Origin of the sequence: Actinomadura citrea (genome assembly GCF_013409045.1) — a bacterium.
Taxonomy (GTDB): Bacteria; Actinomycetota; Actinomycetes; order Streptosporangiales; family Streptosporangiaceae; genus Spirillospora; species Spirillospora citrea.
This window is the reverse complement of sequence record NZ_JACCBT010000001.1, coordinates 70,998-85,406: the sequence shown is the minus strand read 5'-3', so window position 1 is coordinate 85,406 and position 14,409 is coordinate 70,998. Positions and strand designations below refer to the sequence as shown.

16 protein-coding genes are annotated in these 14,409 nt (G+C 71.5%); 7 read left to right on the top strand and 9 right to left on the bottom strand.

Annotated features, from left to right (window positions below):
* Positions 1-42: 42 nt before the first annotated feature.
* The gene (locus BJ999_RS00485; protein WP_218934879.1) at positions 43-1,650 is read right to left on the bottom strand and encodes a hypothetical protein; all 1,608 of its coding nucleotides are present in this window, start codon (positions 1,648-1,650) and stop codon (positions 43-45) included.
* A 68-nt stretch (positions 1,651-1,718) separates the two neighbouring features.
* A complete protein-coding gene (locus BJ999_RS00480) occupies positions 1,719-3,044 on the bottom strand; it encodes an MATE family efflux transporter (protein ID WP_179831407.1) in 1,326 nt (441 codons plus the stop codon).
* A 338-nt stretch (positions 3,045-3,382) separates the two neighbouring features.
* On the opposite strand from BJ999_RS00480, the gene dnaB reads away from it, so the two are divergent.
* A complete protein-coding gene (gene dnaB / locus BJ999_RS00475) occupies positions 3,383-6,010 on the top strand; it encodes a replicative DNA helicase (RefSeq protein ID WP_179831406.1) in 2,628 nt (875 codons plus the stop codon).
* Positions 6,011-6,371: 361 nt separating this feature from the next.
* On the opposite strand, the gene BJ999_RS00470 is transcribed toward dnaB, so the two are convergent.
* A complete protein-coding gene (locus BJ999_RS00470) occupies positions 6,372-7,253 on the bottom strand; it encodes an NAD(P)-dependent oxidoreductase (RefSeq protein WP_179831405.1) in 882 nt (293 codons plus the stop codon).
* 49 nt (positions 7,254-7,302) lie between these two features.
* On the opposite strand from BJ999_RS00470, the gene BJ999_RS00465 reads away from it, so the two are divergent.
* Positions 7,303-7,704, top strand: coding sequence for a MerR family transcriptional regulator (locus tag BJ999_RS00465; protein ID WP_179831404.1), 402 nt, complete (start codon positions 7,303-7,305; stop codon positions 7,702-7,704).
* An 18-nt stretch (positions 7,705-7,722) separates the two neighbouring features.
* On the opposite strand, the gene BJ999_RS00460 is transcribed toward BJ999_RS00465, so the two are convergent.
* The 3 genes from BJ999_RS00460 to BJ999_RS00450 form a co-directional block, all read right to left on the bottom strand.
* Complete coding sequence (locus BJ999_RS00460) at positions 7,723-8,304, bottom strand: carboxymuconolactone decarboxylase family protein (RefSeq protein WP_179831403.1); 582 nt, start codon at positions 8,302-8,304, stop codon at positions 7,723-7,725.
* Positions 8,294-8,629, bottom strand: coding sequence for a hypothetical protein (locus tag BJ999_RS00455; RefSeq protein ID WP_179831402.1), 336 nt, complete (start codon positions 8,627-8,629; stop codon positions 8,294-8,296). Before BJ999_RS00455 ends, BJ999_RS00460 begins: the two co-directional genes overlap by 11 nt.
* A 158-nt stretch (positions 8,630-8,787) precedes the next feature.
* Entirely contained in the window at positions 8,788-9,360 is a 573-nt protein-coding gene (locus BJ999_RS00450) for a PadR family transcriptional regulator (protein WP_179831401.1), read from the bottom strand.
* A 118-nt stretch (positions 9,361-9,478) separates the two neighbouring features.
* Between BJ999_RS00450 and BJ999_RS00445 the strand changes: the two genes are divergently transcribed.
* Positions 9,479-9,871 (top strand): nuclear transport factor 2 family protein, encoded by a 393-nt coding sequence (locus BJ999_RS00445; RefSeq protein ID WP_179831400.1) that lies wholly within the window; start codon positions 9,479-9,481, stop codon positions 9,869-9,871.
* Positions 9,872-9,911: 40 nt separating this feature from the next.
* Positions 9,912-10,334 carry an MmcQ/YjbR family DNA-binding protein gene (locus BJ999_RS00440; RefSeq protein ID WP_179831399.1) on the top strand — a complete coding sequence of 141 codons (423 nt, stop codon included), beginning with the start codon at positions 9,912-9,914 and terminating at the stop codon, positions 10,332-10,334.
* Between the two features lie 21 nt (positions 10,335-10,355).
* Here BJ999_RS00440 and BJ999_RS00435 read toward each other — a convergent pair whose 3' ends face one another.
* On the bottom strand, positions 10,356-10,745 hold the full coding sequence (locus tag BJ999_RS00435) for a cupin domain-containing protein (RefSeq protein WP_179831398.1): 390 nt from the start codon (positions 10,743-10,745) through the stop codon (positions 10,356-10,358).
* Between the two features lie 52 nt (positions 10,746-10,797).
* Here BJ999_RS00435 and BJ999_RS00430 point away from each other — a divergent pair, with 52 nt between their 5' ends.
* From BJ999_RS00430 to BJ999_RS00420, 3 genes are all read left to right on the top strand, one after another.
* Positions 10,798-11,769: a helix-turn-helix domain-containing protein gene (locus tag BJ999_RS00430; protein WP_179831397.1), complete on the top strand. Its 972-nt coding sequence runs from the start codon at positions 10,798-10,800 to the stop codon at positions 11,767-11,769.
* A gap of 85 nt (positions 11,770-11,854) precedes the next feature.
* Positions 11,855-12,358 carry a SigE family RNA polymerase sigma factor gene (locus BJ999_RS00425; protein ID WP_229810067.1) on the top strand — a complete coding sequence of 168 codons (504 nt, stop codon included), beginning with the start codon at positions 11,855-11,857 and terminating at the stop codon, positions 12,356-12,358.
* Positions 12,355-13,200, top strand: a complete 846-nt coding sequence (locus BJ999_RS00420; RefSeq protein ID WP_179831395.1) for a hypothetical protein — start codon at positions 12,355-12,357, stop codon at positions 13,198-13,200. Before BJ999_RS00425 ends, BJ999_RS00420 begins: the two co-directional genes overlap by 4 nt.
* Positions 13,201-13,224: 24 nt before the next feature.
* Here the strand turns inward: BJ999_RS00420 and BJ999_RS00415 are convergent, their stop codons facing one another.
* Together BJ999_RS00415 and BJ999_RS00410 are read right to left on the bottom strand one after the other, a co-directional pair.
* Positions 13,225-13,731 carry an OsmC family protein gene (locus BJ999_RS00415; protein WP_179831394.1) on the bottom strand — a complete coding sequence of 169 codons (507 nt, stop codon included), beginning with the start codon at positions 13,729-13,731 and terminating at the stop codon, positions 13,225-13,227.
* Positions 13,732-13,867: 136 nt separating this feature from the next.
* A complete protein-coding gene (locus BJ999_RS00410) occupies positions 13,868-14,380 on the bottom strand; it encodes a GNAT family N-acetyltransferase (RefSeq protein ID WP_229810066.1) in 513 nt (170 codons plus the stop codon).
* Positions 14,381-14,409 lie beyond the last annotated feature (29 nt).

Below are 14,409 nucleotides of genomic sequence, written 5' to 3'. Positions count from 1 at the left end.
GCGGGAGTGACGGGCGATGCAGTGGCGATCCGAGAATCGTGCCTAACCGATCCTGTAGGCCCCGATCACGGTCTGGTCCAGCAGACCGGGGACGTTCATGCGGAGGGAGACCTGCCCGGCGGACGGGTTGGGGATCGTCGCCGTCCAGTTCGCCCCGGTCTTGTGGATGGTCGCCTTCCGCCACGCGTGCCCGTCGTCGAACGAGACCTGGAGGGACGGAGCCGCCGTCGAGCCGGCGACGTTCAACGTGATGGGCTGCGGGACGCCGGAACGCGCGTGGTTGCGCTCGTCCAGCGGGGTGCGGAGCCGGATGCCCGGCAGCGCCGTCGGCTCGCCGTCGCGGACCGTGAAGCGCAGGACGGTGTGCTGCGTCGATGTGTGGTCCGACCAGGGGGCCTTCCGGGTCGCGTCCAGGGTCAGCGAGTAGTCGCCGGGAGGCGGCGCCGGCCAGTCGTGGGCGGTGCCGGGCTCGTCGCTCTGGTAGACGACGCGGTTCTGGGCGTCCCGGAGCACCGACCGGCCGACCGTCCCGGCGTAGGGGGCGAGCATGCTCCGGCTGTCCCAGGTCGAGAGCATCGGGACGGCGAGCGAGGGCTCTGCGCCGGCGGTCGACCAGATGGCCGTGCCCGGGGTCGCCGTGAACGGTCCGATGTTCCAATCGCGGGCGTACCGTCCAGCGCGCTGCGGGGCGAACGACCGGCTGCGCTCGTCAAGGCTGTCGAACGAGCAGTCCGGCGTAGTGACGGCCGAGTCCTGCGACCAGGTGAAGCCCGGAGTGAAGTACTCGGTGCGGGTCGTGGGCAGCGCGCCGACGCCGACCCACGCGCCGATGCCGACGTCGCCCCAATCGACGCCGACATGCCCGCCGCCGCAGGCGGGGCGGCCTTCCGTGCCGTACCTGGTGCGCGCGGCCGCGAGGCCGCTCGTGCGGATCAGGGCGCTGAACGGCTCGTCCAGACGGCCCGCGTTGAGGTGCGCGAGGCCGTAGACGTAGGGGCTGGAATCGGCGGAGCCGTTCCTGGTCATGACGGCCTGCGCGCGGAGCGCGAGACCGGCGGCCGGGCCGGTCGGTGTGACGTAGAGGTCCGTGCCTTCGTTCATGGTCATGAGGGCCTGCTCGCCGCCGATCCGCTGGGTGACCATGAGGCCCGCGGAGGCCAGGCCCGCGTCGGCGCGGTCGATCCGGGGCAGGACGCGGCGGCCTTGGCGAGCGTCCAGGACGAGGTCGCCGGGCTGGACGTCCGGCAGGTAGACGAGCGTGCTGGACGCCCCGGTCGTGACCCAGCTCATCACCGCGTAGCGGCCGGCCGGCACCTCGGCCTCCAGGCGTCCGTTCACCACCGTGCCGCCCAGCCAGTCGCCGCCGTCCAGTGGGGCCAGCGTGACGAACACTTCGTCCGGGGCCTTCCCGTCGCGGTTCAGGACCGTGATGGAGAGGCGCTGTCCCCGCACCGTCCGGGCCGACGCGATCGGATGGACCGGACGGGGGCGTTCGCCATGGAACCGTGTGGCGCGATACCCGTCCCGCGGGGTGGCGCGGGCTTCCTGTGACCGTGCGGGACGAGGGTCGGCGTGGGCCGGGGCCATGGCGGTGGCCGCCGCGCCGGTCAGTGTGAGCGCGAGACCGATTCCCACGGCCGTCTTCTTCATGGACAAGGGGGTACCTCCTGCTCGGGCGTCTACCTCCGCATGTCCAGAAGAAGGCGAGCATTTCGGTATCAGCGGACGGCGCCGGTGACCATCCAGCGGTCGCCGCGGGCGCGCAGGCTCAGTGTGATCATCCGGGTCAGCATCCACAGGCCGATCGCGACCCAGAGGCCGACCAGGCCCGCGTCCGTCCGGTGGACGACGAGAGCGGCGGGCAGGAAGACGGCCGTGGCGACCAGCGTCGTCACGGCGAGGTAGGCGCCGTCGCCCGCCCCGATCAGGATGCCGTCCAGGACGAACACCACCCCGGCGACCGGCTGCAGCGCCGCCACGAGGAGCAGCGAGGCGAGCAGGAGGTTCCGGACGTCGCCGTCGGAGGTGAACAGGGCGGGCAGCCACGGCCGGATCACGAGGACGGCCAGGCCGAACACGACGCCGCAGCCGATGCCCCACCACACCATCCGGCGCGTGACGGCCCGCGTGGCGGTGATGTCGGACGCGCCCAGGTAGCGCCCGGTGATGGCCTGGCCGGCGATCGCGATGGCGTCGAGCGCGAACGCCAGCAGCGTCCACACCTGGAACCCGACCTGGTACGCGGCGATCTCCGGGTCCCCCATGCGCGCCGCGATCGACGTTCCGACGATGAGCACGACGCGCAGCGCCGCCGTCCGTACCAGCAGCCCGAAACCGGCCGTGGCAGACGTCCGCAACCCGTCCCAGTCGGGGCGGACCATGGCGCCGTGCCTCAGCGCCGCGCGCAGCACCACGGCCACGTACACGACCGCGCTGCCGGTCTGCGCGAGGACGGTGCCCCACGCGGATCCGGCGATCCCCCAACCAAGCACGATGACGAACACCACGTTGAGCAGCAGGTTCAGCGAGAAGCCGCCGATCGACACGAGCAGGGGCGTGCGCGTGTCCTGGAGGCCGCGCAGCACCCCCGTCCCGGCCAGGACGACCAGCATCGACGGGATCCCGAACAGGCTCACCCGCAGGTACGTCTCGGCATAGGGCGCCACACCCGGGGACGCTCCGAACGCGTCCACGATCCAGGGGATCAGCGGCCAGCCCGCCACGATCAGCACGGCGCCGATGGCGAGCGCGAGCCACATGCCGTCGATGCCCTGCCTGATCGCCCCCCGCAGGTCCCCCGCGCCGACCTGGCGGGCCACGCCCGCGGTGGTGCCGTAGGCGAGGAAGACGCAGAGGTAGACGAGCGTGTTCAGGGCCTGCCCGGCGACCCCGAGCCCGCCCAGCTGCGCGGTGCCGAGATGTCCGACGATGGCCGAGTCCGACAGCAGGAAGAGGGGTTCGGCGACGAGCGCGCCGAAGGCCGGCACGGCGAGGCGCAGGATCTCGCGGTCGTGCGCGGTCGCGAGCCGCCGGGGGGTCGTCATCGCGCCGAGGCTACCAGCGTGTAACTCACAAATGAAATAAAAGCCTTACATGGCGCCGGTCGGCGGACTTTCTTTCCCGCACACCCGGTGGACGAGGTCATCGCAGCTCAACGGGTGGATCCTAACGCCGTCCCCGAGGAATCCACAGAGTTGTCCACAGGTCGTGCACAACCTGTCCCGCGTGTCTGCACAGGTCGTCCACAGGCTTGTCCACAGGCCGCTTTGCCCACGGCGGCGTGCCCTCGCGAGAATGTCCGACGCGAGGGATAGACGTGAGGTGAACGGTCGGCGATGTGCGGACGGGGCCGCCGGCGGGCCAGGACGAAGGGGGTGTGGCAGTGAGCGTTGCGGATATCGGGCCGCAGGAGCATGAGTTCGAGCGCACCCCCCCGCACGACATCTCGGCCGAGCAGGGCGTCCTCGGCGGCATGCTGCTCTCCCAGGACGCCATCGCCGAGGTCGTGGAGCTGCTGCGCACCCCCGACTTCTACCGTCCCGCCCACCAGATCATCTACGACGTCGTCCTCGACCTCTACGGTCGCGGCGACCCCGCCGACGCCGTCACCGTCGCCGGCGAGCTCACCAAGAACGGCGAGATCGGCCGCATCGGCGGCGCCCCCTACCTGCACACCCTGATCTCCCTGGTGCCCACGGCGGCCAACGCCGGGTACTACGCCAAGATCGTCCACGAGCGCGCGATCCTGCGCCGCCTGGTCGAGGCCGGCACCCGCATCGTCCAGATGGGCTACGCCGCCGACGGCGCCGACGCGGACGAGGTCCTCGACCGCGCGCAGGCCGAGGTCTTCGCCATCGCCGAGAAGCGCGCCGGCGAGGACTACGTCGCGCTGAGCGAGATCATGCCCGGCGCCCTGGACGAGATCGAGGCGATCGGCAGCCGCGGCGGCCAGATGGTCGGCTGCCCCACCGGCTTCGCCGACCTGGACGCCCTCACCAACGGCCTGCACCCCGGCCAGATGATCGTCGTCGCCGCGAGGCCCGCCATGGGCAAGGCCCTGCACGTCGCCACGCCGCTCCCGACCCCGGCCGGCTGGACGACGATGGGCGAGGTCAGGCCCGGCGACCAGCTGATCGGAGCCGACGGGAGGCCGACCCGCGTGGTCGCGGCGACCGAGGTGATGCGCGGCCGCCCCTGCTACGAGATCGAGTTCTCCGACGGCGAGGTCATCGTCGCCGACGCCCGGCACCAGTGGCGCACCACCGAGGAGAACGCCTCCCGGGAAGCGTCCCGCGTTCCCGGCCGGCGACCGGCCGCGGGCGAGGCCCAGCAGCCGGTCGCCGAAGCCGCCTGCCGCGGCCCTCTCCCAGGTCGCGGGAACGCCCCGCTTCGCGCGACCGCGGGCATGGCCGGCAGGTCCGGCCCGCGCACGCATCGCCTCACCGACGCCCGCCTCGTCGTGCCTCAGGCAACGAACGCCTCCGGCGCGCGCGACGCCGAACTGGTCCACGCCGCCGACCGCTCCTCGGGGGCGGGTGACCCCGGCGGAGCGCTCCCGGGTTCACCGTCCCAGGGGGAAGGCCACGGAACCGCCTCGCCGCACGAGGGCGAGACCGTCCACCGGATCGAGACGACCGAGCAGATCTTCGCGGCTCTGGACGGCGGCCCCCGCCGCGCCGTCGAGTTCGCCGCCGTGTTCGACCTCCCCGAGGCCGACCTGCCGCTCGACCCCTACGTCCTCGGCGCGTGGCTCGGCGCCGGCGACGATGACGACGCCCGCATCACCTGCCTGGACGGCTCCGTCATCACCCAGATCGAGGCCACCGGCCAGGAGGTCGCCGCGGAGGCCGTCTTCGGGTGCCATCTGCTGTCCGGCGTACGCGGGCGGCTCGCTTCACTCGGCCTCCTCGGCGGCAAGCACATCCCGTCCCGGTACCTGCGGGCCTCAGCCGCTCAGCGACGGGCGCTGCTGGCCGGGCTGCTCGACGTTTGCGGGCACATCTCCAGGGACGGCCGCCTCGACGTCGCCGTCCCGTCCGCACGCCTCGCGGGCGACCTGCGCGAGTTGCTCGTCAGCCTCGGCCATGACGTCGCCATGACCGCCGACCCCCCCGGAGAAGACCTCTGGCAATTGAGCTTCGTCCCTGCCGAGACGGTGTTCCGGCTGCCGCGCAAGGCGGCCCGGCAGCGCGCTGACGTCCACCCGAAGGCGCCGGTGCGGTACATCGTGGATGTGCGGCCCGTCGAGAGCGTGCCGGTGCGGTGCGTCCAGGTCGACAACGACGACCACATGTACCTGGCGGGACGCTCCTGCGTCCCGACCCACAACTCGACGCTCGCCCTCGACTTCGCCCGCGCCGCGTCCATCAAGCACGGGCTGGCCTCGGCGTTCTTCAGCCTGGAGATGGGCCGCAACGAGATCACGATGCGCCTGCTGTCCGCGGAGGCGCGGGTGGCGCTGCACGCGATGCGGTCCGGCACCATGCAGGACGAGGACTGGACGCGCCTCGCCCGGCGCATGAGCGAGGTCGCCGAGGCGCCGCTGTTCATCGACGACTCGCCGAACATGTCGATGATGGAGATCCGTGCGAAGTGCCGCCGCCTCAAGCAGCAGCACGACCTGCGCCTGGTGATCATCGACTATCTGCAGCTGATGACGTCGGGCAAGCGCGTCGAGAGCCGCCAGGTCGAGGTCTCGGAGTTCTCCCGCTCGCTGAAGCTCCTCGCCAAGGAACTGGGCGTCCCGGTCATCGCGCTCTCCCAGCTCAACCGAGGCCCCGAGCAGCGAACCGACAAAAAGCCCATGGTGTCCGATCTTCGTGAATCGGGCTCTATCGAGCAGGATGCGGACATGGTGATCCTGCTGCACCGCGAGGACGCCTACGAGAAGGAGTCGCCCCGCGCCGGCGAGGCCGACCTCATCGTCGCCAAGCACCGCAACGGCCCCACCGCCACCGTCACGGTCGCCTTCCAGGGCCACTACAGCCGCTTCGTGGACATGGCCCAGTAACGCGCCCCGGCTGCTGCCGGGGGTGGCGGCCGTTGCCGGATCCCCGGGTCTGGTTGTCGGCTCTTCGCGGGTACACCTCTGAGGACAAGAGCGTTGTGAGCGCGGTCTGTTCTCGCACCGCCAGACCTTCGTTTCGTGGAGGGGCAGGTCTGCGGGTTCCCCCGTTCGTCATCCAAGCGCTCCAGCAGCTCCATGACCGGGGACTGCTCGGCGGCGCGGCAGGTGCGGTGGCCGGCCCCTGAACGTGCAGGCCGGCCCGGGCGGGTCGTGGGCCAGATCCCGGTGGGACCCATGCAGGTGCCACCGCCCGGGCCACCCGTGCGGGCGGAGTACTTTCGCCGTGCTGTCACTCCGGGAGTGGTCAGGCTCCCCGAGGGTTGCGGAACTCGTCGATCAGGACGGGGTACTGCTCCGCTCCGTGGCCGGCGGCGATCGAGCGCTCGGCCATCGCTTTGATCAGCTTCGGGAGTTCGGTGTTGACGTCTGCCGCCTCGCTCTCCTCGATGAGGTGCGCCATTGCTCCCGCGTCGGTCTCCAGGGCCGACACCTCGGCCGGGAAGGAGCCGCGGTCGATCTGCTCGGCGTATCCGGGAAGCCATCCGGCCACAACGGTGGCGATCTGCTGCGCGAACGGCGCATACGCCGCGGCGTCGACACCGGCCGTTCCGAGCAGGGCGGTGCCCTGGAGCCAGGCGTTCAGGACGCTCCACATCATGGCCAGGCCGGCCACGTCGTACAGGGACGCCAGCCCCGGGTCCTCGCCGAGATAGGTGACGGTGCCGAGCGCGCCCAGTGTCGGCTCGTGCGCCGCGAAGTCCGGTCGCGGCCCGCTGTGCAGGATCACCGCCTCGGCGGTTCCGATGGCCGGCGGGACGGCCATGATGGCGCCGTCCAGGTAGCGGGCGCCGCGGCGTTCTGCCCATCGGGCGGCTTCGCGGGCCTGGGCCGAACTACCCGAGGTGAGGTTGATGAGCGTCGTGCCGTCCAGTTCGCAGGCGTCGAGCACCTCGCGGACGGCCTCGTAGTCGGTGAGGCAGATGATCGTCAGGGAACCGGCCTTGAGCGCGTCGCCGGCCGTCGGCGCCGGCCGTGCGCCTTCGGCCACCAGGTGGTCGGCCTTGGAGGTCGTGCGGTTCCACACGGTCGTGGGATGTCCCGCTTTCAGGAACGCGCCGGCCAGTGCCCGGCCCATCAGGCCGAGTCCGATGACCGTCACGGGGATGTCGGTGTTGTCGTTGCCCATGGCAGCATCGTTAACGTTGATACCGGTCTGAAGGTCAAGTGAGGATGCGATGCGGATCGGAGAGCTGAGCCGCCGGACGGGCGTCAGGGCCCATCAGCTGCGCTATTACGAGGCGCAGGGCCTGCTGGAGGCGGATCGTGGCGCGAACGGTTACCGAGAGTACGGCGACGCGGCCGTGGTGCGGGTGAAACAGATCCGGCACCTGCTCGGTGCCGGACTGTCCTCTGAGGACATCGCGTATCTGCTGCCCTGCGCGGCCGGGGAGACCCCGGATCTGCTCGGGTGTCCCGAGCTTCTGGGCGCGATGCGGACACGGCTGCGGCGACTGGACGACCGGATGGAGCGGCTCGCTCGATCCCGCGACGCCCTCGTCGGCTACATCGACGCCGCCGAGCGGACGGACGGCGAGAGCTGTCCGCCCGTTGCCTGCGTGGAACCCCTTCCCGCCTGAGATGGGGGTGTTGTGCGGTCAGCGGTAGCCGCGTTTGAGCAGGTACCTGGCCCCTGCCTCGAAGGCTTCGGGGGTGAGCAGTGCGAAGCCGAAGGCGTCGGCGAGACGGTCGGTGACGTTGAATGCGGCGCAGACCGCCAGGGCGTCCTTGACCTGCTGGGGTGAGGCACCTGCGGCCAGCACTTCCCGCATGTCCTCGGCGTCGACCGTTCCTTCACGCGTCAGCTTGCCGAGCATCCGCAGGGTCGCTCGCAGCGGCTCATCGACGGGGGCGGATTCCAGGTCGGCCAGCACCGCGACGACGCGTGGCCCGTCTTGGTATGCCTGGCTTGCGGTCGCCGTGTGCGCGCTGATGCAGAACGCGGTCTCGTTCACCTTGGACACATAGGCGGCCATCAGCTCCCGGTCGCCCGCCGACCAGTCGGACGGCCCGCGCATCGCCTCGTGGGTGAACGCCTTGGCCCGGGCGCCGTAGAAGTCGGGCCGGTAGAAGACCAGCTTGGCGGCGTCCGGAACCGGATGCCTGGAGAACAGCCGGATGAGCGCGAACAGCAGCTTGGTTCCCGGGCCGTAGCCGTGGTCGAGGACGTCAAGCCGCATGATCGGGCCTCCCCTCGCCGGTCGCTTCCGCCAGGGCCGCCAGTCCGGCCCCGTACAGCCGGTCGGACTGGCCGACCGCAGCGCAGACCACCAGCTCGAAGACCTGGTCCTCAGTGCACCCCGACGCCTTCGCCGCCGCCAGGTCCGCCTCGGTGACCTGCGCCGGGCTGTTGACGATCTTGCCGATCAGCGTGTCCAACGGCGGGGAGAGGCCGTCGTTGCCGAAGGCGCACGCCCGCTGTTCCGCCGATGCCTTCCCCTCCCCGTTCAGCACCCGATCCACCAGGGCGCGGTGCGCTGCTCGCTTCCCGTCCTCGTCCGGCATGCCACTCTCCTTCGCAGCCGATTCGTCCGCTCCTAAGAACTAGACGATCGGTACCCCACGGAACATGACATGCGGCCGGAAACAGCGAGCACCAGCGCGTCGCCCGACACAGTGACCGGCCGGCCGTGCTCGGACGCAACGAGCGCCTGGAACCCCGGTCAGCCCTTCAGGGGGCGGCTCGTGGTGCGGCGGTCGAGGATGGTCAGGGTCTCCTCGCACCAGCGGAGGTTCTCGCGCTCGAACGCCAGGCCGCGCATGAGGGTGAGGTAGGGGCCGATCCGGTCGGCCGTGGCCAGGTACTCGGCTTCGGTGCGGCCGTTCAGGAAGCGGGCCTGGAGCCGCTCGAAGCGTGCGATCTTGGACTCTGCCCAGGTCCGTCGCTCACGGAGGGCGGCCATGACGGCCTCGGCGTCCCCCGCGTCCACCGCCTGGACCTGCACCATCAGCTCCTCGCGCATCGCGCCGGGGCGCGGGGGCCTGGCGGTGAACTCGTGCAGGGCGCTGCGGCCGGCCTCGGTGAGGGAGAACAGGCGCTTGTTGGGACGGCGTTCCTGCTGGACGACCCGCGCCTGGATCAGTCCGTCGGCGGCCATCTTGTCCAGCTCCCGGTAGAGCTGCTGGGGCGTGGCCATCCAGAAGTTGGCCACGCCGGCGTCGAAGCTCTTGGACAGGTCGTACCCGGACGCCTCGCCCTCCAGAAGCGTGGCCAGGACCGCGTTCCGCAACGACATGGTCTCGAGCGTATCGGCCCGTGATCGCCGCCACGTCGCCGCCCGGTGGACGGCCCCTCGTGACCCGGCTAGTGTAATTTGCACCTATTCAACAAGTTGGATATCTCGGGGGTGTCGCATGCATCCGTTCAGGCGGGCGGTCGAGGCCGGGGACACGGCGGCGATCGCGGGGCTCCTGGCCGACGACGCCGTGTTCACCAGCCCGGTCGTGTTCAAGCCGTACCGTGGCAAGGCGATCACGGCGGCGATCGTGCGAGCCGCCGCGCGGGTGTTCGAGGACATCCGCTACGTGCGGGAGATCGCCGGCGCGGACGGCCGCGACCACGCGCTCATGTTCCAGGCGACCGTGAACGGCCGCGAGGTGCACGGGTGCGACTTCCTCCACATCGACGAGGACGGCCTGATCGACGAGCTGACGGTCATGGTGCGCCCGCTGTCGGGGGCCACCGCGCTGGCCGAGGCGATGGGCGCGCAGTTCGAGCAGATCGAGCGCGAGGTGCTCAGCGCCTGACCGGGACCCCGGCCGACCGGCCCGGGGTACGCTGCGCGGCATGCAGGCTGACGACCGTCCTGCCCGGGACGAGGACGTGCACGAGCTGGCACAGGGAATGCCTCACGTCACGGTGGAGTACGGCAAGAGCGGGAACGCCGTGTACCAGGTGGGAGGCAAGTCGTTCGTGTTCTTCCGCACCCCTCGCCCCGACGCCGTCGACCCCGTCACGGGCGAGCGCCACCCGGACGTGATCGTGTTCTGGGTGCCGTCCGAGTCCGACAAGAAGGCGCTGGTGCAGGACGAGGCGTCGCCCTTCTTCACGACGCCGCATTTCGACGGCCACCGCTCGGTGCTCGTGCGGGCGAGCCGCCTCGGCGAGCTCACGCTGCGGGAACTCACCGAGGTCGTCCAGGACGCGTGGCTGTCGCAGGCGTCGCGCAGGCGCGCGGACGCCTGGCTGCGCGACCATCCCGGCCTCTAGCCCTGACCGGCGACCGTTGCGCTAGTCGAGCGGTCGCCCTGTGGTCGCGTCGACGTGGTGCGGCACGTCCTCGTGCCGGTCGCCGACGCTCAACGTCCCGGTCGGCTCGAACATGAGGATCGAGGCCCCGCCCGGGGCGGACGGCTTGTGCTCTATGCCGCGGGGGACGACGAACACCGCGCCCCTGGGCAGCGTCACGGCGCGTTCGCCCCCTTCTTCGCGGAGCTCGATGGTCAGTTCGCCGTCGAGCACCAGGAAGAACTCGTCGGTGTCGTCGTGGGCGTGCCAGAGATGGTCACCGGCGACCTTGGCGACGCGGACGTCGTAGTCGTTCACCCGCGAGACGATGCGCGGGCTCCAGAGGTCGGTGAAAGTGGCCAGCGCGGACTGCAGATCGATCGGTTCGCTCATCTGACCACTGTCTCGATTGGCCCCGGTCCAGCGTGAGTGCTAGGAATCGCATATGTCGCAAGGTTCCTCGCACCGTGTGGTGATGATCGTCGACAGGGGCTCGAACCCGTTCGAGATGGGCGTCGCGACCGAGCTGTTCGGCTTGCGCCGACCCGAGTTGGGCATCCCGTGGTACGACTTCACGCTCTGCGCTCCCGGCCCGGTGGCGATGCACGCGGGGATGTTCACGATGTCGGGGATTCCGGGGTTGGAGGCGGTCGAAGGGGCGGACACGGTGATCGTCCCAAACCGTCCCGACCCCGACCACGCCCCTGACGAGAGGGTCCTCGCCGCGATCCGGGGGGCCGCCGCCCGAGGCGCGCGCCTCGTGAGCTTCTGCACCGGCGCGTTCACCCTCGCGGCCGCCGGCGTGCTCGACGGCCGTCCGGCGACCACCCACTGGCGCTGGGCCGATCTCTTCCGGGCCCGCTTCCCGTCGGTGCGGCTCGAACCCGGGGTGCTGTTCGTGGACGACGGTGACGTGCTGACCGCCGCGGGCAGCGCCGCCGCGCTCGACCTGGGCCTGCACCTCGTGCGCCGCGACCACGGCGCGGAGGTCGTCAACGCCGTCAGCCGCCGCCTGGTCTTCGCCGTGCACCGCGACGGCGGCCAGCGGCAGTTCGTCGAACGTCCCGTCCCCGCGATCCCGGACACCTCGCTGGCGCCCGTCCTGGCCTGGGCACAGGAGCACCTCGATCAGCCGCTGACCGTCGCCGACCTGGCCGCCCGGGCCGCGACCAGCGCCGCCACCCTGCACCGCCGCTTCCAAGCCGAACTCGGCACTACGCCGCTGGCCTGGCTGAACGCCGAGCGGGTCGCGCTGGCGTGCAGGCTCATCGAGAGGGGCGAACTCCGGCTGGAGGCCGTCGCGCGTGCCAGCGGCCTGGGCACCCCCGCCAACCTGCGCACCCGGCTTCGCCGCCAGACCGGCCTCAGCCCGTCCGCCTACCGCGCCCGCTTCGCCGCGGCGAAACCCGAGGTCTGAACCGCGACCGCGCGAACAACGCCCCGTCCGCCATTGACCGGTCATTCCTGCCAACCATCCGTGCTCCCTGAGGCGTTCAATGGGCGTGAGTGAACCGACGCAGGAAACCGCGTACGTCACGTTCGCGGCCGCCGCGTGGAAACGCCATCACGGCTTGGCCACGTTGCTGACCGGCGACTCCCACCGCGGCGAAGAACTTCTCCAGGACTGCCTGGTGAAGCTGTACGTGCGCTGGCGCCGGGTGGCGGACGGCGATCCGGACGCCTACCTGAAACGGATGCTGGTCAACGGCAACGTCAGCTGGTGGCGGCGCAGGCGGCGCGAGTTGCTGACCGAGGCCCCCGAACGGCTCGACGCACGCTCCAGCTCCCCGCGGGAACCGGACGACGAGCTGCGCCGTGCGCTGCTCGCCCTGCCCCGCCAGCAGCGCGCGGTCGTCGTGCTGCGCCACTACGCCGACATGACGGAGGCGGCGACCGCCGGCCTCCTCGGATGTTCCGTCGGCACCGTCAAGAGCCAGCACTCCCGGGCGATGAAACGGCTCCGTTCCACGCTCGCCCTTCCGCAGACCGAGGAGATCACACGATGAGCGAGGAACGGCTGACCCGGATGCTGCGGTCGGCGACCGACGGGCACCCGATCACCGACGCGCCGATCGAGACCCTGATGCACCGCGGCCGACGCGCCAGGCGCAGGCGCCGCACGGCCGCCGGCGCGGTCGGCACCGGCGCGATCGCCCTGGTCGTGGCCGCCGCCACCGTCGGCGGGAACCTCGTCTCCGGCGACGACGGCCGCCGCACGATCACCCCCGGACGAGAGAGCGGCGTCACCCTGGCCGCGGCGACCGAGGCGACGGCGAGCACGACGTTCCACGTGAAACTCACCTGGACGCTGAGCTCGCGCGGCCGGCGTGAAACGGTGGAGACCTATCAGGGCGCCTTCGACGCTCCCAACCGGCGCGGCTACCTGCGCGGACCCGGATCGGTGCCGATGGAGCAGCGCTTCATCGGCGACGAGTGGTACGTGCGGCGCGGTGAGACATGGCGCAAGCTCGACCGCGGCCTGCGCGGGCTGACGCGCGGCACCACCGGCCCGCAGGAGCTGACCGCCGATCCCGGCCGGATGCTGCGGATGCTGGCCACCTTCGGAACGGTGACACCTCAGGGCCGGGCGGGCAGCGGGGAGACGGCGGTGCAGGTCTACGCCTTCTCCCACGCCGCCCGGCCCTCCGAGGGGTCGCCCGCCGGGACCCGGATCACCGGGACGGTGACGGTCGGGACCGCCACCCGCAAGATCCAGAAGATCGTGCAGACGACCGTCATCACCAGCGCGGACCCCGAGATCGCCGACCGGGACCCCGTCCGCTTCACCTCCGTAACCGAGTTCTCCGACTACGGGACGCCGGTGCAGGTCACGCGTCCGTCCCCGTAGGCGGACGGCGCCGGTGGGACGTCGTCAGCCGGCGCGGGAGGTCACCGTGAGCTCGGGGGAGGACGCCAGGGTCTGCAAGACGACGCAGTACCGCTCGGTCAGCCGCAGCAGGGTGGCCATGTCCTCCTCCGAGGCGTCGGTGTCGAGCTCGAACCGCAGCCGGATGGCGCGGAAGCCGACGGGCGCCTCCCGGTCCACGGCGAGCGTCCCGCGGAAGTCCAGGTCGCCTTCCGCGCTGACCGTCCCGCCGTGGACGTCCAGCTCCAGGGCCGTCGCGACCGAGCGCAGTGTCACCCCGGCGCAGGCGACCAGCGCCTCCAGCAGCATGTCGCCGGAGCACAGCAGGGTGCCGTCGCCTCCGGCCGCCGGGTGCAGCCCGGCCACCGCCAGCGCCCGTCCCGTCTCCAGCGAGCAGGTGACGCCGTCCTCCAGCGTCCCGGCGGCGCTCAAGGTCACCACGGCGGATCCGGGATCCTCCCGGTAGCGCTCCTTGAGCGGCTTCTGCAACTCGCGAAGCTCTCGGCTCTCCATCAGGCCCCCATCCGATCGCGGAACGTCTCCCCGGTGCCCGTCCCAGCGAGCCTAACGCCGCGAGCAGCGGCATTCATCGCCCGCCCAGAGGCCCTGGCGCCCGCCCCGTCGTCTTGGCGGGGTTTCCGAGGATGCTTCAGCGGGCGGGGCGTTCGTAGATGAGTTCCCGGCCGTCTTCCTCGTCCCATTGCTCGCCCACGTGGGTGAAGCCCTGACCTGCGATGGTGGCCAGGGATGCCTCGTTGTCGGGGCTGATCGTGGCGCGGACGGTGGTGACGGACGGTTCGGCGGCGGCGCGGGCCAGGAGGGCGGCGAGCATCGCGCGGGCGTAGCCCCTGCGGCGGTGGGCGGGGTCGACGGAGTAGGCGATCACGACGGTCCCGTTCTCGTCCGGAGCGCTGTGGAAGCCCGCGTGGCCGACCACCACGCCTTCCGGTTCGGTGACGGCGGCCCGGACGATCCAGGGGGCGTGGGACGGGTCGCGGTCGAGTTGGGCGAGGCGGAAGCGCCACAGGTACTTCGCGTCGTCGGTGGTGAAGTAGTCGGTGAGGGGCACTCCGGCGACCGCGCCGGCGCCCTCCAGGTCGTCCTCCAGCAGGGCTTTCATCGCGGCGGGCGGCAGTTCGGCGAAGCGGATGGCAGGCGGCACGGGCGGCTCCTCGGGTCGGGGGCGATCAC

What these genes read in the sequence shown, in the direction of transcription:
- BJ999_RS00480 (WP_179831407.1), bottom strand. Translation starts at nt 3,044, where the DNA reads ATGACGACCCCCCGGCGGCTCGCGACCGCGCACGACCGCGAGATCCTG.
- BJ999_RS00460 (WP_179831403.1), bottom strand. Translation starts at nt 8,304, where the DNA reads ATGCGGCTTGACGTCCTCGACCACGGCTACGGCCCGGGAACCAAGCTG.
- BJ999_RS00455 (WP_179831402.1), bottom strand. Translation starts at nt 8,629, where the DNA reads ATGCCGGACGAGGACGGGAAGCGAGCAGCGCACCGCGCCCTGGTGGAT.
- BJ999_RS00465 (WP_179831404.1), top strand. Translation starts at nt 7,303, where the DNA reads ATGCGGATCGGAGAGCTGAGCCGCCGGACGGGCGTCAGGGCCCATCAG.
- BJ999_RS00415 (WP_179831394.1), bottom strand. Translation starts at nt 13,731, where the DNA reads ATGGAGAGCCGAGAGCTTCGCGAGTTGCAGAAGCCGCTCAAGGAGCGC.
- BJ999_RS00420 (WP_179831395.1), top strand. Translation starts at nt 12,355, where the DNA reads ATGAGCGAGGAACGGCTGACCCGGATGCTGCGGTCGGCGACCGACGGG.
- BJ999_RS00485 (WP_218934879.1), bottom strand. Translation starts at nt 1,650, where the DNA reads ATGAAGAAGACGGCCGTGGGAATCGGTCTCGCGCTCACACTGACCGGC.
- BJ999_RS00470 (WP_179831405.1), bottom strand. Translation starts at nt 7,253, where the DNA reads ATGGGCAACGACAACACCGACATCCCCGTGACGGTCATCGGACTCGGC.
- BJ999_RS00440 (WP_179831399.1), top strand. Translation starts at nt 9,912, where the DNA reads ATGCAGGCTGACGACCGTCCTGCCCGGGACGAGGACGTGCACGAGCTG.
- BJ999_RS00435 (WP_179831398.1), bottom strand. Translation starts at nt 10,745, where the DNA reads ATGAGCGAACCGATCGATCTGCAGTCCGCGCTGGCCACTTTCACCGAC.
- BJ999_RS00445 (WP_179831400.1), top strand. Translation starts at nt 9,479, where the DNA reads ATGCATCCGTTCAGGCGGGCGGTCGAGGCCGGGGACACGGCGGCGATC.
- BJ999_RS00450 (WP_179831401.1), bottom strand. Translation starts at nt 9,360, where the DNA reads ATGTCGTTGCGGAACGCGGTCCTGGCCACGCTTCTGGAGGGCGAGGCG.
- BJ999_RS00430 (WP_179831397.1), top strand. Translation starts at nt 10,798, where the DNA reads ATGTCGCAAGGTTCCTCGCACCGTGTGGTGATGATCGTCGACAGGGGC.